The organism is Halomonas sp. B23F22_20, assembly GCF_043496985.1.
In the GTDB taxonomy this organism is placed as follows: domain Bacteria; phylum Pseudomonadota; class Gammaproteobacteria; order Pseudomonadales; family Halomonadaceae; genus Halomonas.
On the sequence record NZ_JBIEKH010000011.1, the window covers coordinates 37,026 to 51,381 of the forward strand.

The following is a 14,356-nucleotide window of genomic DNA, read 5'->3' on the forward strand; positions in this document are numbered from 1 at the left end:
GGTGTGGCGTGGGATTCCCATGGCGGTGGGCCGCCATGGGAGTAGCTGTCAGCCCTGTGCTGCCAGCCGCGCGATGTCGGCGACCACGCTTTCCAGAGGATCGCTGTCGCGGATCAGAAGCTTGGCGTTGCCTTGCGGGTCGAAGGCGAAGATGGCACTCGAGTGGCTGACATCGTAGCTGCCGTTATCATTCTTTTCGCCATATTCGTAGGAAATACGGTAGCGATTGGTCACAGCATCGATCTGTGCGGTATCGCCGGTCAGGCCGACGAACTGCGGACCAAAGATGTCCGTATATTCTTTCAATACCTCGGGCGTATCGCGTTCGGGGTCGACTGAGACGAGCAGCACCTGGATATCATCGCGCAACGAGTCGTCGAGACGCTTCGTGGCGGCAGAAATTCTGGCCAAGGTGGTTGGGCAGACATCGGGGCAGTGGGTATAGCCGAAGTAGACGAGCGTAGCCTTTCCGAGGTAGTCCTCGGCGCTTGCGTTCTCTCCCTCCTCATCGACGAGCGTGAAGTCGAGAGGGGGCATGACATCGGAAATATCCGTGGTGCGCCAGTTCTGGTCGCTGCATCCGCTCAGCCAGAGCACGGCTGCTACCGGGATCAACCACTTGGTCATCGCGTATTTCATGAACCTGCTCATGCTATTCGGACGTGGGGGAGACCACATCGAACGTCACGGGGAGCGTTCGATCATCGGCGAACTCGAACGTGACCTCGACTTCGTCGCCTACGGCCAACGGCTGTTGACGCTTCATGAACATCAGGTGGTAGCCCTTCGGGGCGAACTCGAGCGTGTCGCCCGGGGCGATCTCGAGTTCGGAAACCGAGTGCATGCTGGACATGCCGTCCTCGTTCATCGTCATGTGCAGCATGACATGCTCGTAGGCATCGTTATCGGCACCCACCAGGGTCACGGGCTCGTCACCGGCATTATGCAGCTGGAAGTAACCGGCACCCGGCAGGTCGCCGGGCATCAGCCTCAGCCGGGCATCCGTCACCTCCAGGTCGGCGGCCTGGGCGGCGCCGGTCGATAGCAGGAGTGCCAGCAGGCCCCAGGCCAGTCGCTGTGAAGACCGTGCTGGCCCGCCGTGTTGTGGTGCACTTGCCATCATCTCTGCTTCTCCGTTCAGGTGAGCCGTCTTGTTGGCCCGGCTTCAGGGTGTTGCAGCGCCGGTCGCCATGGGCCGTCATGCTGCGCGGTTTTTTCTATTCTGGTGCTACCTTAGCGTGCGGGGGACGCCGTGCAAGTCCCTGCGACAATATGTCAAGCCGCCGGGGCGAGACGGGCTGTTGGCCGGTCGAGCGGCGTATTGGACAAGAATATCGGCAGGGATGGCCCTGACGGCCATCGTGGCAACGATCAGCAGATGGCTGACAGGTCGCAGTGTGATCTGAACTCGCGCGAGTTGACGTCGAGGGTCAGGCGGTCGCCGACGGAGTCGTAGAAGAAGGAAGCATAGCCGTTTTCCGAATCGGCCGACTGATACAGGCCACAGACTCCGTAGCCGTATTGCACTTCCTGGAGATTCAAGAGCTCGATGTCGCTCGAGGTGCCAAGCGTTGCGGCGATGGCCTGCTGGATCTCGTGATCGCGCTGGCTATCGGCGATGACTTGGCCACCGAAAATCGCTCCGGCGAGAACCAGAATCAGGACCACCGGAATGGCCAGCATCAGCATGAAGGGACGAGAGTGTGGCATGGCCGGGATTTTATGTCCGGCGGGCCTGGCCGGCAAGCGGGCCGCGGCGTTTGACCGCAGGGCCTGGCCGAGGCCGGTGGCGGTCGCGGGGTCAGAGCCGCTGGATGTCGATGACATAGCCAATCACCGGATAGCCGGCCTGGCGGGCCGCTTTCTCGGCTTCCATCTGCGCTTCGAGCTTCGAGATGCTGGAGGAGTGGTATTCGAAGGTGGTGTCCATCTCCAGCTGCTTGGTGCGCACGGCGAGCTTGACGATGTGGCCCGTGCGTATCTCGCTGGCCTTCGGCCGGGCGTCGGGTTTCTCCGCGCCTGGAGAGGGGCGTGCCGAACGCTTGGCGTTGTCGGGCTCTGCCTTGAGGAAGGCATCGATCTCCTGATGCATGGTTTTCTCGAAGTCATCCAGCTCTCTGCTCATGGAGCTCCTTGGTCGGTCTCGATGGATGGTATGGGATGGTGCCAGAAAGACTGGACGCCGACTAATGGTGGCCGATGGCATCATGCGCCTTAGGTGTCTGATGTCAGCTTCGTACAGTGATGGTTATCGTCAGACCTGTGCCCCGATGGGGGCCTAACCTTGGGGCATCATGGCTGAATAGGATGCAAGCAGCGGATACGACGCCATAAGACGGTGTCTTGCGCCAGATCATCGCGTACCGGTCTTGGCGTCTTCGGGGACGGAGAGCGGCGCGAAGGTGTCGTCGAAGGCGGCGTCCAGGTCGAAGGTGGAGTGCTGGCCAATGGCTTCGAAGTGCTCGGCCAGCCAGCGGTCGGCCCAGGCGCGGCCTTGGTCGTGCAGCCGTGAGATGAACTCCCACTCGGCGTTCATCTTGCTGGAGGCACTGAGTTCCTGGACCTCCTGCTCGGCGTGGATCAGGTGCAGGCGCATCGCGCGGACGCGCTCGAGCTCCAGGCCCTCGGCCTCGATTAGCCGTTGCAGCAGCTGGATGCTGCGCAGTTCCTTGACCAGGCTCGAATTGAAGGTGATCTCATTGACCCGGTTGATGATCTCGCGGGCGCCGTCGGGCAGCTTGCGGCGTACCAGCGGGTTGATCTGAACCACCACCAGGTCGCTGCAGCCGCGGTTGTCGACCAGTGGATAGAGGGCGGGGTTACCGCTGTAGCCGCCGTCCCAGTAGGCGTCTCCGTCGATCTCGACGGCGGGGAACAGCGTCGGCAGGCAGGCCGAGGCCATCAGGGTATCCACCGAGAGTTCGGGCTGGCGAAAGATCGTTGCCCGGCCGGTGCGAACGTTGGTGGCGTTGACGAAGACCTTGACCTGGCCGCAGGCGTTGACCCGCGAGAAGTCGACCTGTTTCTCGATCAGGTCGCGCAGCGGATTGATGCCGAGGGGATTGAGTCTGGCAGGGTCCACCAGTCGAGTCAGGCCTTCCATGAACAGGTAGCCGGGGGAGTGGTCGAGGCTGTCGTTGCCCAGCAGGCGATCCCAGAAGGTACGTCGCAGCGGCGAGAAGCGCGCCATGCGGCTGACCGCTTCCCAGAAGGTACGCAGCGCCTCGCGAGCACCGTCCCGGCCGTTGCGATGCAGGCCGTCGGCAAGCATCACGGCGTTCATGGCGCCGGCGCTGGTGCCGCTGATGGCATCGATTTCCAGTCGCTCATCCTCCAGCAGGCGGTCGAGTACGCCCCAGGTCAGCGCCCCGTGGGAGCCGCCGCCTTGCAGTGCCAGATCAATGCGTTTTCTGCCTTCCCCTTGAGTACCGTTGGCCATGCGATCTCCTGTGCCGGCATCGATGCTGCGCTGCATTATAGACGGCTGATGTTGGAATTGCCGCTGATCGCTCAGTGGTGCCCGCTGGCGGCCATGCCCGGGGCCGGCGAACGAGGCTTCCAGGCCGCGATGATCGAGCCCGTTACAGAGGTGCAGCGGCAGCAGGGTAGTCTCCGTGCCCGGAAGGCGAAGCTCGCGCAGGCGCTGATGCCACCTCAACCGCTCGGCTTCCTGCTGGTGCTGGCAGCCTCGCCGCCGCACAGCTGAACTCAAGATTCAGGCGTGGCGTGGCCGCATGCTGCGAGTCCCGTGGATCACGGTGCGGCCGCTTTCGAAAAGATGGGCAATCGGCGCAATGCTGCGTGCCCATCGGCGGTCAGGCGCGATGGGCACGGGCAAGGTCAAGTGGCGGGCTTCCTAGGGCAGCGGCCTGCGAGGGGAAGGCCACTGCGCTCGGAGGGAGAAGGGGATCAGGCCTCGACGGGGCGTTCCTTGCGGATGGCGCCGCGGGAGCGCACCACGCGATAACCCACGGCGCCGGCAATCACCAGCATGCCGCCGCAGCCGACGGCCAGGGCATAGGCGCCGGTGACCGCGGACTCGGAGGTGCCGAACTGGCCGGCGAGCCCGGCCAGCGTATCGGCGTATTGACGCCACAGGAAGGCGCCCACGGCAATGCCGGACAGCATGGTGAACGCAGCCACCAGGCGCGAGCCGGTCGCCCAGCCGTCGGTCGCGTGTTCCTCGTCGCGATGCAGGAAGGCCAGGTAATCGCGCTCGGCTTGGCTGATCCGGGTCAGCCGCGAGGCCACGGCGATCGCCACCAGTGCCATCAGGGTGCTGAGCAGCACGGGGTGCAGATAGGTCGGCAGCTGGAGCCATTCGGCCTGCACCATCAGCGACAGGATGAGGTTGCCGACGAAGCCGACCGTCAGGCCCCAGCCGGCGCCGGCGGCGGTGATTCGGCGGCTCCAGATGCTCATCAGCGCCACCGGGCCCCAGGAAGAGGCGAACAGGGTCGCGGCGAACCACACCACGGCCATCACCGCTGGCGGCTGGAACAGCGCCAGGATCAGGGCGATCAGGCCGGCGCCCAGCACCGCGAACCGGCTGGTGCGCATGGCCGCGGACTCGCTGCGGTTGGCCGGCATGATGTCGTTGGAGATGCTGAAGCCGATGATCGACAGAAAGGTCGAGCAGGACGACAGGCCGGCGGCGAAGACGCCGGTGAGGATCACCACGCCGAGCCAGGTCGGCAGCACGTTGAGCGCCGCCCACACCATGGCGCGTTCGCCGTTCAGCGTCGGGTCATACAGGTTGATCGCCGCGCCGGTCATCATCATTAGGGCGTAGAAGACGGCCAGCGACACCGCGGTGAGCATCGCCGAGCGCATCACCACGTGCTCGTTGCGTGCCATCAGGTAGCGGCTGGACTGCCAGGGGCTGGCTGCCAGTACGGCGGCCCACACCAGGCCCAGTGTCAGGCCCCAGGTCAGGGCTTCGCCGGGGGTGGAGAAGGTCGCGTCGTCACCCTGCAGCACGCCGTGCCACAGGGCGATGCCGGGCTTGTCGCCTTGGGCCAGCAGCCCCTCGACCACGCCGTGCCAGCCGCCCAGGTCATGGATGATGTAGATCGAGCCGCCCAGCGCCGCCACGGAGAAGATCACGAACATCACCGTATCGGTCAGCATCACGCCCGGCGAGCCGGAGTAGAGAATGAAGCCAGTGTAGGTTAGCCACACCAGCACCAGGCCGACCCAGTAGGGCAGGCCGGTGAGTTCCTCGAACATGATGCCCGCACCTTGCATCACGCCCAGCAGGTAGGCGCCCAGGCCGAGTACGGTGGTCAGGCCGGCGATGCGCTGCACGCGCTTGGAAGCGAAGCGCTTGCCGAAGAACTCCGGCACCGTCAGGGCGCCGCTGCGGCGCAGGTAGCGGCCGAAGGCCAGCGCGCCGAGCAGGCACCCGGAGGTGCTGAGGGCAGCGAAGATCAGCATCACGAAGGGATAGCCCTGGTAGGCAAAGCCGGTTTCGCCGAGGAAGGCGCTGGTGCTCAGGTAGCTGGCGACCAGCGTGCCGAGGATGAGAAACGTCGGGGCGTTGCGCCCGGCGACCAGGTAGTCGTCGAGGTGCTTGACCCGACGCCCGGCCAGGTGGCCGATAACGAAGTAGCCGATCAGGCTCAGGAGAATGGCGGAGGTATAGACCATGGCGGAGACCATAATTTGTTGATTTGTGGCGCACTATGATGCGGCTCCTCATCAGCGAGGGCGTTCTCTCAGCGTCATGGCATGCGACCGATGCGACATCGAAGGGCGAGAGGACGGCGATGAACAGATGGCGTGACGGGTAACGCGGCGACAGTGGCGCCGCGAGAAGGCTTGGAGCACCCGACGCGTGGCGTCCGGAGGATCTTCCGCCTCTGGTGTGCCGGGCTAGCGTGTCGGCTTAGCGTGGGGGAGCGCCCAGTAGCAGCTCGCCCTCGATGGGCACGAAGCGGCTGGCCGAGCGGATCAGGGCGTCGGCGGTGTAGGCGGGGACCCCGAAGACCTCCACTTCCACTCCGAACTTGTCGTGCAGCTTGTCGACCAGCGGGGCGAAGTCACCGTCGCCGGAGGCCAGTACCACCAGGTCCACCTCGTCGGCGTGCTCGATGGCGTCCAGGGTAATGCCGACGTCCCAGTCGCCCTTGGCCGAGCCGTCGGCGCGCTGGATGAAGGGCTTGAGCTTCACCTCGAAGCCGATAGCGCGCAGGATGTTCTGGAACTGGCGCTGCTTCTCGTCGCCCCGGTCGATGGCGTAGGCGATGGCCCGGCTCACCTGGCGTCCTGCGGTCGCTCGGGCCCAGAGGGCGTTGTAGTCGACGTTGCGACGATGAGCCTGGCGGCTGGTGTAGTAAAGGTTCTGGACATCCAGCAGGATCAGTACCTTTGGCATGCAGATGCCTCGGTGAGCTGCGGCCGGATCTCGTGGCCGCGGTAGGAAACAACGCGCCGGCCCGGGGCCGGCGCACTTGGCTCAGGATGACGTTTCGTGTCGCGAGCTGAGGATATGGTACACGCTGTCGTCGCGCACCATGGGATCCTCGGGGTTGATGACGATGTCGGAGTGGGCCAGCACGAAGGCCTTGCCGGTGATGGTGTTCTCCACCACCGTCTGCTGACCCTCCTGGTGAGTGCCGGTGAACTCGCCGATGAAGCCGGTCTCGCGCAGCGAGACAGTCTCGAGCTTGTCGCCGGGGCGGATGCTGCCCTCGTGGTGCATCAGCGCCAGGCGCGCGGAGGTGCCGGTGCCGGTGGTGCTGCGGCAGATCACCCCGGGGTGTACGTAGGTGGTGGAACGTGAGCGATAGAAGTCGTCGGCCACCTGTTCCACCGGGCCCATGAAGTGCAGGAAGGGCAGCGGGCCCACGTCGCCCAGGGTGTAGTGGGAGAAGCCACGCTCGGCCTGCAGCGCCCCGACGATCTTGTAGGCGCACTCGGACAGCGCGCGCTCCTCCTCGCGCACCAGCGAAAAGCCCAGCTCGGCGGCGTCGACCAGCGCATAGAAGCCGCCGCTGTAGGCCACGCTGTAGGTGACGTCGCCGATGGTGGGTACGTGGATGGTGCTGCGATAGGTGTCGATGTAGCTGGGCAGCCCCTCGCAGGTGATGGCCTCGACCACATCGTTCTCCACCAGCGCCTCGATCTGTACGCGTCCGGCGGGGGATTCCAGCAGGAAGCGCTGGCGGCCCTCGCGCTTGGGCACCAGGCCGGCTTCCAGCACCGCCGTGGCGGTGCAGATGGTGTTGGAGCCGGAGTAGATGGGATAGCCCATCACCTCCATGATGATGTAGCCGGCCTCGGCCTCCGGGTCGGTGGCCGGCACGATCAGGTCTACCGACATCTCGGGGATGCCGTAGGGCTCGTCGAGCAGCAGCTTGCGCAGGCCGTCGGCGTCGTCGCGCAGGTAGTGCATCTGGTCGCGCACCGTGGCACCCGGCAGCGGGTCGATGCCGCCGAGCACGATGCGGCTGACGTCGCCGCCGGCGTGGGTGTCCATCAGCCGGATCTTCAGCTCGGGCTTGCTCATTGTTTTCCCTCGAGGGCGAAGGGCGCGCCGTGCTCGTCCCACTCGGCATCGGGGACGAGCACGATCTTGCCCAGGTAGTTGCTGCCGCGGTTGACGAAGTAGCGTTCCGCCTCGCGCAGCTCTGAGAGCTTGAAGGCGGCGTGCAGCACCGGCTTGAGCTGCCCGCCGCGGATCCATTCCACCAGCTGCTCGGCCTCCTCGCGGGTGCCGTGGGAAACGCCGAAGATCTGCACCTGGTAGAGGTAGATACGGGTCCACATGATCTCGCTGACGTTACCGCCGCTGGCGCCGGCGATCGATAGCCGCGGATAGCTCGCGCGGGCCTTCATGTCGAAGATCATGGTGTCGATGAAGCGATCGGTCATCTCGCCGCCGACCAGATCCATCACGGCGTCGATCGGTGCGCCGCCGGTCACGGCCCTGACCTTGGCCTCGAAATCGTGCATGTCGGAGCGGTCGAGCACCGCCTCGGCGCCGAGCTCGAGCAGCGCAGGGGCCTTGTCCTGCTGGCTCAGGGCGTAGGGAATGGCACCTACCACCCGACACAGCTGGATCAGCGCGGTGCCCACGCCGCCGCTGGCGCCGGTGACGAGGATGCGTTCGCCAGACCTCACGCCCGCCGCGGTCATCATATGGTAGGCGGTCTGGTAGGAGCACATGCCCATGGCGGCCAGTTCGGCGTCCTTGAGCTCGGGGTTCGGCACGTGATGGAACTGGTCCGAGGGCACGGCGATGTATTCGGCGAAACCGCCGTCGGCACCGTGGCCGTAGTAGTCCGGCGTCAGGTTGATGTCGCGCCGCGCGTCGGCATAGAGGTTGAAGTCGAGCAGCCCACGCTCGTCGATGCGCGAGGCGTCGACGCCGTCGCCTACGGCGACCACCCGGCCGACCACGTCGGCGCCCTGGATGCGCGGGAAGGTCAGGGTCGGCGATCCACCCATGGCAAACGAGGTCACGTCGCCTTTTTCCTTGGTCGGATAGAGGCCCTCGCGCGCCTTGCGGTCGGTGTTGTTCTTGGCGGTGGCGGTGACCTTCACCAGTACCTCGCCGGGACCGGGACGCGGCGTGGCAACGGATTCGTCGTAGACCAACTGGTCCACGTCGCCGTGACCGATCAGCCGCATGGCGGCCATGGTGGTGGGGACCTTCTCGGGCAGGGACGCTGCGCCCATCGGCTAGCTCCTCGTGTGGGGTGGGTTCAAACGCGACGATAGCAAAGTCGCCAGCGTGCACCATCAGGGATTTTTTTCGATTTGCCAGCACGTTACTGGGGTTTTTTTCGGTTTTAGGAGAAGGGGCCTGTCACCCCCTCATGACGTCGTTCGGTCGCCGCCACGCTGCTGGCGGTAGAACCGATAGCTCAGCGCCAGGACGAAGCAGATAGCGGCGGGAATTGCCAGCGCCATGAAGTGCAGGCCGGTGAACAGCCAGGCGCCGACACCGCCGCCGAGGATGAAGCCGACCACGATGGTCATCAGCAGCCAGGCCTTGCGTCGATCGAAGGGACGTCCCCGGACGGCGTTGCCGAGCATCAGGCCGAGGTCGGTGATGATGCCGGTGAGGTGGGTGGTACGGACTACCGCGCCGCTGTAGGTGGTGGCCATGGCGTTTTGCAGGCCACAGGCCATGGATGCCAGATAGTGGCCGAGCATGGCACCGCCATCCAGGCAGGGGATGGCGGTCAGCAGCAGCAGGCCCTCGATGGCCAGCAGGGTCTCGTAATGACGCCCCAGCTTTAGCGAGCTGCCTGGCAGCATCACCCCTGACAGCGTCGCGCCGACCAGGAAGCTGATGAGGATGCCCCCGAGATGGAGGGCCGTGGGCAGCTGGCCGTGGGACAGCCCCGTGCCCAGCAGGGTGGCCGTGCCCGAGAGGTGGGAGATCGCCTGGTGTTCGAAGCCCAGCAGGCCGATCGCATTGACGCACCCGGCGATGAAGGCCAGGACGAAGGCGCCGTACTCGACCCATCGCGGCAGCTGGGAAATCACGATGCTTCCTTGACGGTAGTGTATTGTCCCCTCATTGAATCATGCCTGCGTGGTGTGGCCCAGGCGCTTGGGTGAGACGCTTTCCGGCGCTGCAACAGACCCGCGGTGGCCAGCCTTTCGCGATGCGGCGCCAGCCTATCTTCGTATTCCCGGTACTTCGATGTTGGCCTGCTACCCCGACACCGGTCGCCAGGGCTCCCCTATCGACGGGAAGCGAAGCCCTCAGGCCAAGGTCGGTGTCGAGTGTTGTCATGGAGAGACAGTGTGTGTCGTCGCAGTGCCACATGGGTAAGGCGGAGAGGCTTCGCTAGAATGGCGGCCATTCATCTAGCCGAGAGAAGTCCCATGTCGTATCGCCTGTTGATGCCCTTGATTCTGCTGATCGCCGCTACCGCCCTGGTGGGCTGCAGCTATACCCCCGCCCGGATCGACGCCGAGCCGCTGGTGGAGTTCGGCGATCGTCACGATCATGGCCATGATCGTCATCGCCAGGGTGGCGGCTTCTGCCCGCCCGGACTGGCCAAGCAGGGACGCTGCTGAGGTGGCGGGCCACGTGTCTGGGCGCCGAGTCCGGCGTACCGGAAGGGCGGCCCTGGCCGTGCTGGGGCTGGCAACGGCGCTGCTGATCACCGGCTGCAGCTACACCCCGGCGCGCATCGGTAGCGGCCCGCTGGTGGAGTTCGGCGGCTATCACGACGGCCATCGTCACCAAGAGCGCCGCTATCACGAGCGGCGGCATCGTCACGATCGTCGCCACGACTATCACGACCGCGACGACTGGAAGCGTCGCGCCCATCATCGGCGCCATCGTCCTCATCGCGATGATCGTCAGCCTTCCCGCTTCTGCCCGCCCGGCCAGGCCATGAAGGGCCGCTGCTGAGTCGAAGGGTTTGCGTTCTGCACGGGCTCGGCCCATGGTGAAAGGCATCCAAGGTCAGTTTTCGGCAGGATGCCATGTCTCTTCTCGATCTGCGGGCCACGACCCTCGAACGCGAGCATGTGGCTCACGCGCACGATCATCATCAGCTGATCCTGGCCACCCGCGGTGCCACCGAGCTCTCCATCGAGGGGCTGGGGGAGCGCATCACCGGCGCACGGGGATGCCTGATTCCCTGTTCGCGTCATCACGAATATCACGGTGATGGCCGTAATCGCACCTTCGTGCTGGACATTCCCGCCGCGACGCTGCCCGGTCTGCGCGACGGTGATCGCATAGAGCGGCTGTTCGACCGCCCACGCTTTTTCGGCGTGCCTCCGCGCCTGAATCGTCTGGCCGATAGCCTGATGCTTCAGCTCGAGGCCTGCCCGGAGCTGCATAGCGAGATCGCGGCGCTGCTGCTGAGGGCTCTTTACCTTCACCTGGCTGCCGAGCCGTTGGCAGAAGACGCAGGCAGCGTTCTCACGCCCGACGATGGTCGCCTTGACCTGGCCCGCCTGGATGCCTGGATCGATCGCCATCTGGCCGATGAGATCCGCGTCGAGCGCCTGGCGTCACTGTGTGCATTGAGCGTCGGGCACTTCCACGCCCGCTTTCGTATGCGCACCGGGATGACGCCGTTGGCCTATGTCCAGCGACGTCGACTCGAGCATGCCCGTACCCTGGTGCACCATAGCGACCTGAGCCTGGGCCATATCGCCGCCCTGGTCGGCTTTCGCGACCAGGGGAGTTTCTCTCGTGCCTATCGCCGCCAGTTCGATCGCTCTCCTTCCCTGGAGCGTCGCCATGGCGAATGAGGGGGTTCAGCAGTTTCGGGCAAGCGTACCGCAGTTGCGGGCAAGCAGGCGCCGCCTACCCGACCTACCTTGAGGTTTAGTCACAAGCGTCGGATCTTCAGGGTCCGCGTTCGATAACAACCACAAGAGGTCGATGCAATGACAATCAAGACGCTTCCGCGACTGGCGGCCTTCACCGTACTGCCCCTGGCCATGGCCGCTACTCAGGCCCAGGCCCAGACGTACGAGATGGCCATCGCCACGCTGATCCCCGAGAACCTGACCAACAACAGCATCTATCCCGCCCTGGTGCACTTCAAGGAACAGGTGGAGTCGCAGACCGACGGTGACCTCGCCGTCTCGATCTTCGGCGGTGGCCAGATGGGCTCCGAGGTGGAGACCGGCTCCCAGGTCCAGGCCGGCGGTCGCGCCCTGCAGTCGAGCATTCTCACCTCTGGGGCCATGTCCTCCTTCTATCCGGACTATCAGGTGGTGACCGCGCCCTTCCTGTTCGACAACTGGCGCCAGGCCTGGGCTTTCTTCGACAGCGAGTGGTTCGCGAACTTCATGTCCGGCACCACCGAGGCCGCCGACATGCGCTATCTGGGCACGTTCGACGACGGCGGCGGTTTTGTGGCCTTCACCAACAACGAGCGCCTGATCAAGACCGTCGAAGACCTCGAGGGGCTCAACATTCGCACCGAGGAAAATCCGGCCCACGTGGCGACCATGAAGGCGCTCGGCGCCTCGGCCACGCCGCTGCCCTGGGGCGAGCTGATCACCGCCCTGGAGACCGGGCTGGCCGATGGCCAGTTCAACGCGCCGGTGATCAACACCACCTATGGCCTGGACGAGGTCACCGACTACACCACTCTGACCGGGCACGTGTACAACAGTGCCTCCTGGGTGGTCAGCGAGAGCTGGTTCCAGGAACTGCCCGAGGACTACCAGCATATCGTCCTCAATGCCGCCCGCGAATCGGTGCAGCTCAGCCACGGTGCTTCGGCGATGCTCGCCACGGCCAGCTGGCAGAAATCCTGTGAGCTGTTCGAGGAGTGCTACATCATGCCTACCGACGAGCGTCAACGCATGGCCGAGATCGCCCGGCCCGCCTGGCGGAGCTGGATCGTCGATGACTTCGGTGCCGATTCTCAGCTGGTCGATGATCTGCTGGGCGAGGTGCAGTCGCTGCGCGAATCGCTGCCCGAAGAAACCTACCAGCGCTACGGCCAGTAATCTCTCGCCGATCACCAGGCACATCGGGGCGACCTGCGGGTCGCCCCGATGCCAGTGACTACCGCCGGAGCGCCTATGAGCCTGTTAACCTCGGCCCGCCGGGCCAGTGATACCGTCAATCGAGTCGCCATCGTGGTATGCGTGGCCTGTATCCTCGGCATGCTGACCATCTCCTTCACGGGCTTCCTGTATACCCTGTTTACCGGTGATGCCCTCAGCTGGACCTATTCGCTAGCCCGGCTGTTTCTGCCGTGGATCGGGCTGCTGTCGTCCACCATCGCCCTGCACGCCGGCGAGCACGTGGCCATGACCTTGCTGATGCGGCTATTGCCCGAGCTCCTGGTCAAGCTGTGTGCTGGCCTCACGCTCGCCGTGATGGCGGGTTTCTCGCTGCTGGTGATCTGGTACGGCTGGGACTTCTTCCAGAACGCCACCCAGGTGTACATGGTGTCCGACACCATCCAGATTTCGCGCAAGTGGACGGCGATCGCCGTGCCGCTGTCAGGGGTGATCTTCCTGCTGCACCTGGTTCAGGGCTTTGGCCTGCTGGAACACTTCGTCGACGAATCCGCAGCGATCGAGGAAGTGATCCACGCACATGATCAGGAGGCTCGCCCATGACCCCTGCCATCATTGCCTTCGTCGTGGTGCTGTTGATCGGAGCCCCGGTGGCCGTGGTCATGGCCATCTCCGGGGTCGCCGGCGTGTATTCGCTGGGCGGCGAACGCCTGGTCGGCATCATTGCCGATCGCATGTTTTCCGGGGTTTCCGGCTACATGCTGATCGCCGTGCCGTACTTCATCTTCACCGCCGAACTGATGAACCAGGGCGGGCTGACGCAGAAGCTGATCGCGTTCAACAACGCGCTGTTCGGTCGCATCCGCGGGGCGCTGTCCCACGTCAACGTCACGGTGTCGCTGTTCTTCGCCGGCTTAACCGGAGCGGCGATCACCGACACCGTCGCGATCGGCAAGATCATGATCCCCGAGATGAAGAAGCAGGGTTACGACGCCGAGTATGCGGCGGCGATCACCGCCTGTTCGTCGATTATCGGCCCGATCATCCCGCCCAGCGTGGTGATGGTGGTCTATGCCACCCTGCTGCGCGACATCTCGGTGATCGACCTTTTTGCCGGCGGCATCCTGCCCGGCGTGCTGATGACCCTGGCGCTACTGCTGACCAGCATCGTGCTGGCCTGGATGCGCGGCTATCCCAAGCAGGCCGGCACGCCGATCCGCGTTGCGGTGTTCGCCTTCCTCTCGGCGCTGCCGGCCATGCTGGTGCCGTTGATCATCCTTGGCGGCATCCTCTCCGGCATGACCACCATCACCGAGGCGTCGGGCTTCGCGGCGGTCTACGCCATCTTCATCGGCATGGTCTTCTACCGGAACCTGACGCTGCACAAGATCTGGCAGGCGCTGGTCACCACCGTGAAGTTCTCCGGCGTGGTGTTCTTCCTGCTGGCCACCTCGGCGGTGTTGGGCTGGTTCGTGACCCGCTCGGGGATTGCCCGTGAAGCGGCCGAGATAATCACCACTATCAGCGACGTGCCCTTCATCCAGATCATGCTGGTGTGTCTGCTGCTGATCGTGCTCGGCACCGTGATGGACGTACTGCCGGCGCTGGTGGTGATCGGGCCGGTGGTAGTGCCGGCCATGGTCTCGCTGGGCTTCGATCCGCTGCACTTCGCCATCGTGATGATCGTCACGCTCAATATCGCCAACGTCACACCACCGGTCGGGATGACGCTGATGACCGCGGCGCGCATTGCCGAAGTACCCTATGAACGAGCGATCGTCGCCTCGCTGCCGTTCTACGCGGCCTTCATCTCGGTGGTGGTGCTGCTGGCGGTATTCCCGTCGCTGTCCACCTGGATTCCCTCGCTGCTCGACTGAGCCCGTGACAAGGA

17 protein-coding genes are annotated in these 14,356 nt (G+C 64.8%); 7 read left to right on the top strand and 10 right to left on the bottom strand.

The features are described from left to right. Nucleotides 1-48: 48 nt before the first annotated feature. From ACGTN6_RS10680 to ACGTN6_RS10700, 5 genes are all read right to left on the bottom strand, one after another. Entirely contained in the window at nt 49-639 is a 591-nt protein-coding gene (locus ACGTN6_RS10680; RefSeq protein ID WP_394591494.1) for an SCO family protein, read from the bottom strand. Between the two features lie 13 nt (nt 640-652). After that, nucleotides 653-1,123: a copper chaperone PCu(A)C gene (locus ACGTN6_RS10685; RefSeq protein ID WP_394591495.1), complete on the bottom strand. Its 471-nt coding sequence runs from the start codon at nt 1,121-1,123 to the stop codon at nt 653-655. A 248-nt stretch (nt 1,124-1,371) separates the two neighbouring features. Then, on the bottom strand, nt 1,372-1,827 hold the full coding sequence (locus tag ACGTN6_RS10690) for a hypothetical protein (RefSeq protein WP_394591496.1): 456 nt from the start codon (nt 1,825-1,827) through the stop codon (nt 1,372-1,374). Further along, on the bottom strand, nt 1,802-2,125 hold the full coding sequence (locus ACGTN6_RS10695; protein WP_394591497.1) for a hypothetical protein: 324 nt from the start codon (nt 2,123-2,125) through the stop codon (nt 1,802-1,804). The genes ACGTN6_RS10690 and ACGTN6_RS10695 overlap by 26 nt, the downstream gene beginning before the upstream one ends. Nucleotides 2,126-2,353: 228 nt before the next feature. Further along, nucleotides 2,354-3,439 (bottom strand): patatin-like phospholipase family protein, encoded by a 1,086-nt coding sequence (locus tag ACGTN6_RS10700; protein WP_394591498.1) that lies wholly within the window; start codon nt 3,437-3,439, stop codon nt 2,354-2,356. Nucleotides 3,440-3,487: 48 nt separating this feature from the next. Between ACGTN6_RS10700 and ACGTN6_RS10705 the strand changes: the two genes are divergently transcribed. Then, a complete protein-coding gene (locus tag ACGTN6_RS10705) occupies nt 3,488-3,706 on the top strand; it encodes a hypothetical protein (RefSeq protein ID WP_394591499.1) in 219 nt (72 codons plus the stop codon). Between the two features lie 203 nt (nt 3,707-3,909). On the opposite strand, the gene ACGTN6_RS10710 is transcribed toward ACGTN6_RS10705, so the two are convergent. From ACGTN6_RS10710 to ACGTN6_RS10730, 5 genes are all read right to left on the bottom strand, one after another. Further along, nucleotides 3,910-5,649 carry a sodium:solute symporter family protein gene (locus ACGTN6_RS10710; protein WP_394591501.1) on the bottom strand — a complete coding sequence of 580 codons (1,740 nt, stop codon included), beginning with the start codon at nt 5,647-5,649 and terminating at the stop codon, nt 3,910-3,912. Between the two features lie 238 nt (nt 5,650-5,887). After that, nucleotides 5,888-6,376 carry a LabA-like NYN domain-containing protein gene (locus ACGTN6_RS10715; RefSeq protein WP_394591502.1) on the bottom strand — a complete coding sequence of 163 codons (489 nt, stop codon included), beginning with the start codon at nt 6,374-6,376 and terminating at the stop codon, nt 5,888-5,890. Between the two features lie 81 nt (nt 6,377-6,457). After that, nucleotides 6,458-7,510, bottom strand: coding sequence for a proline racemase family protein (locus ACGTN6_RS10720; RefSeq protein ID WP_394591503.1), 1,053 nt, complete (start codon nt 7,508-7,510; stop codon nt 6,458-6,460). Next, complete coding sequence (locus tag ACGTN6_RS10725; protein ID WP_394591504.1) at nt 7,507-8,682, bottom strand: zinc-binding dehydrogenase; 1,176 nt, start codon at nt 8,680-8,682, stop codon at nt 7,507-7,509. The genes ACGTN6_RS10720 and ACGTN6_RS10725 overlap by 4 nt, the downstream gene beginning before the upstream one ends. Before the next feature lie 138 nt (nt 8,683-8,820). Beyond that, a complete protein-coding gene (locus tag ACGTN6_RS10730; RefSeq protein ID WP_394591506.1) occupies nt 8,821-9,498 on the bottom strand; it encodes a YoaK family protein in 678 nt (225 codons plus the stop codon). A gap of 345 nt (nt 9,499-9,843) precedes the next feature. On the opposite strand from ACGTN6_RS10730, the gene ACGTN6_RS10735 reads away from it, so the two are divergent. The 6 genes from ACGTN6_RS10735 to ACGTN6_RS10760 all read left to right on the top strand — a co-directional run bounded on the left by ACGTN6_RS10735 (nt 9,844) and on the right by ACGTN6_RS10760 (nt 14,342). Continuing rightward, the gene (locus ACGTN6_RS10735) at nt 9,844-10,038 is read left to right on the top strand and encodes a hypothetical protein (RefSeq protein WP_394591507.1); all 195 of its coding nucleotides are present in this window, start codon (nt 9,844-9,846) and stop codon (nt 10,036-10,038) included. Nucleotides 10,039-10,051: 13 nt separating this feature from the next. Further along, nucleotides 10,052-10,378: a hypothetical protein gene (locus ACGTN6_RS10740; RefSeq protein WP_394591508.1), complete on the top strand. Its 327-nt coding sequence runs from the start codon at nt 10,052-10,054 to the stop codon at nt 10,376-10,378. Between the two features lie 74 nt (nt 10,379-10,452). Then, complete coding sequence (locus ACGTN6_RS10745) at nt 10,453-11,232, top strand: AraC family transcriptional regulator (protein ID WP_394591509.1); 780 nt, start codon at nt 10,453-10,455, stop codon at nt 11,230-11,232. Nucleotides 11,233-11,370: 138 nt separating this feature from the next. Continuing rightward, nucleotides 11,371-12,447: a TRAP transporter substrate-binding protein gene (locus tag ACGTN6_RS10750; RefSeq protein ID WP_394591510.1), complete on the top strand. Its 1,077-nt coding sequence runs from the start codon at nt 11,371-11,373 to the stop codon at nt 12,445-12,447. A 75-nt stretch (nt 12,448-12,522) separates the two neighbouring features. After that, on the top strand, nt 12,523-13,068 hold the full coding sequence (locus tag ACGTN6_RS10755) for a TRAP transporter small permease (RefSeq protein ID WP_394591511.1): 546 nt from the start codon (nt 12,523-12,525) through the stop codon (nt 13,066-13,068). Beyond that, nucleotides 13,065-14,342 (top strand): TRAP transporter large permease, encoded by a 1,278-nt coding sequence (locus tag ACGTN6_RS10760; RefSeq protein WP_394591512.1) that lies wholly within the window; start codon nt 13,065-13,067, stop codon nt 14,340-14,342. The genes ACGTN6_RS10755 and ACGTN6_RS10760 overlap by 4 nt, the downstream gene beginning before the upstream one ends. Nucleotides 14,343-14,356: the final 14 nt, after the last annotated feature.

Bases quoted from the DNA above. Each gene is read 5' to 3' on its own strand.
- ACGTN6_RS10695 (WP_394591497.1), bottom strand. From the start codon at position 2,125: ATGAGCAGAGAGCTGGATGACTTCGAGAAAACCATGCATCAGGAGATC.
- ACGTN6_RS10685 (WP_394591495.1), bottom strand. From the start codon at position 1,123: ATGATGGCAAGTGCACCACAACACGGCGGGCCAGCACGGTCTTCACAG.
- ACGTN6_RS10755 (WP_394591511.1), top strand. From the start codon at position 12,523: ATGAGCCTGTTAACCTCGGCCCGCCGGGCCAGTGATACCGTCAATCGA.
- ACGTN6_RS10715 (WP_394591502.1), bottom strand. From the start codon at position 6,376: ATGCCAAAGGTACTGATCCTGCTGGATGTCCAGAACCTTTACTACACC.
- ACGTN6_RS10690 (WP_394591496.1), bottom strand. From the start codon at position 1,827: ATGTCATCGACATCCAGCGGCTCTGACCCCGCGACCGCCACCGGCCTC.
- ACGTN6_RS10700 (WP_394591498.1), bottom strand. From the start codon at position 3,439: ATGGCCAACGGTACTCAAGGGGAAGGCAGAAAACGCATTGATCTGGCA.
- ACGTN6_RS10725 (WP_394591504.1), bottom strand. From the start codon at position 8,682: ATGGGCGCAGCGTCCCTGCCCGAGAAGGTCCCCACCACCATGGCCGCC.
- ACGTN6_RS10680 (WP_394591494.1), bottom strand. From the start codon at position 639: ATGAAATACGCGATGACCAAGTGGTTGATCCCGGTAGCAGCCGTGCTC.
- ACGTN6_RS10705 (WP_394591499.1), top strand. From the start codon at position 3,488: ATGTTGGAATTGCCGCTGATCGCTCAGTGGTGCCCGCTGGCGGCCATG.
- ACGTN6_RS10750 (WP_394591510.1), top strand. From the start codon at position 11,371: ATGACAATCAAGACGCTTCCGCGACTGGCGGCCTTCACCGTACTGCCC.
- ACGTN6_RS10720 (WP_394591503.1), bottom strand. From the start codon at position 7,510: ATGAGCAAGCCCGAGCTGAAGATCCGGCTGATGGACACCCACGCCGGC.
- ACGTN6_RS10735 (WP_394591507.1), top strand. From the start codon at position 9,844: ATGTCGTATCGCCTGTTGATGCCCTTGATTCTGCTGATCGCCGCTACC.
- ACGTN6_RS10745 (WP_394591509.1), top strand. From the start codon at position 10,453: ATGTCTCTTCTCGATCTGCGGGCCACGACCCTCGAACGCGAGCATGTG.
- ACGTN6_RS10760 (WP_394591512.1), top strand. From the start codon at position 13,065: ATGACCCCTGCCATCATTGCCTTCGTCGTGGTGCTGTTGATCGGAGCC.
- ACGTN6_RS10710 (WP_394591501.1), bottom strand. From the start codon at position 5,649: ATGGTCTATACCTCCGCCATTCTCCTGAGCCTGATCGGCTACTTCGTT.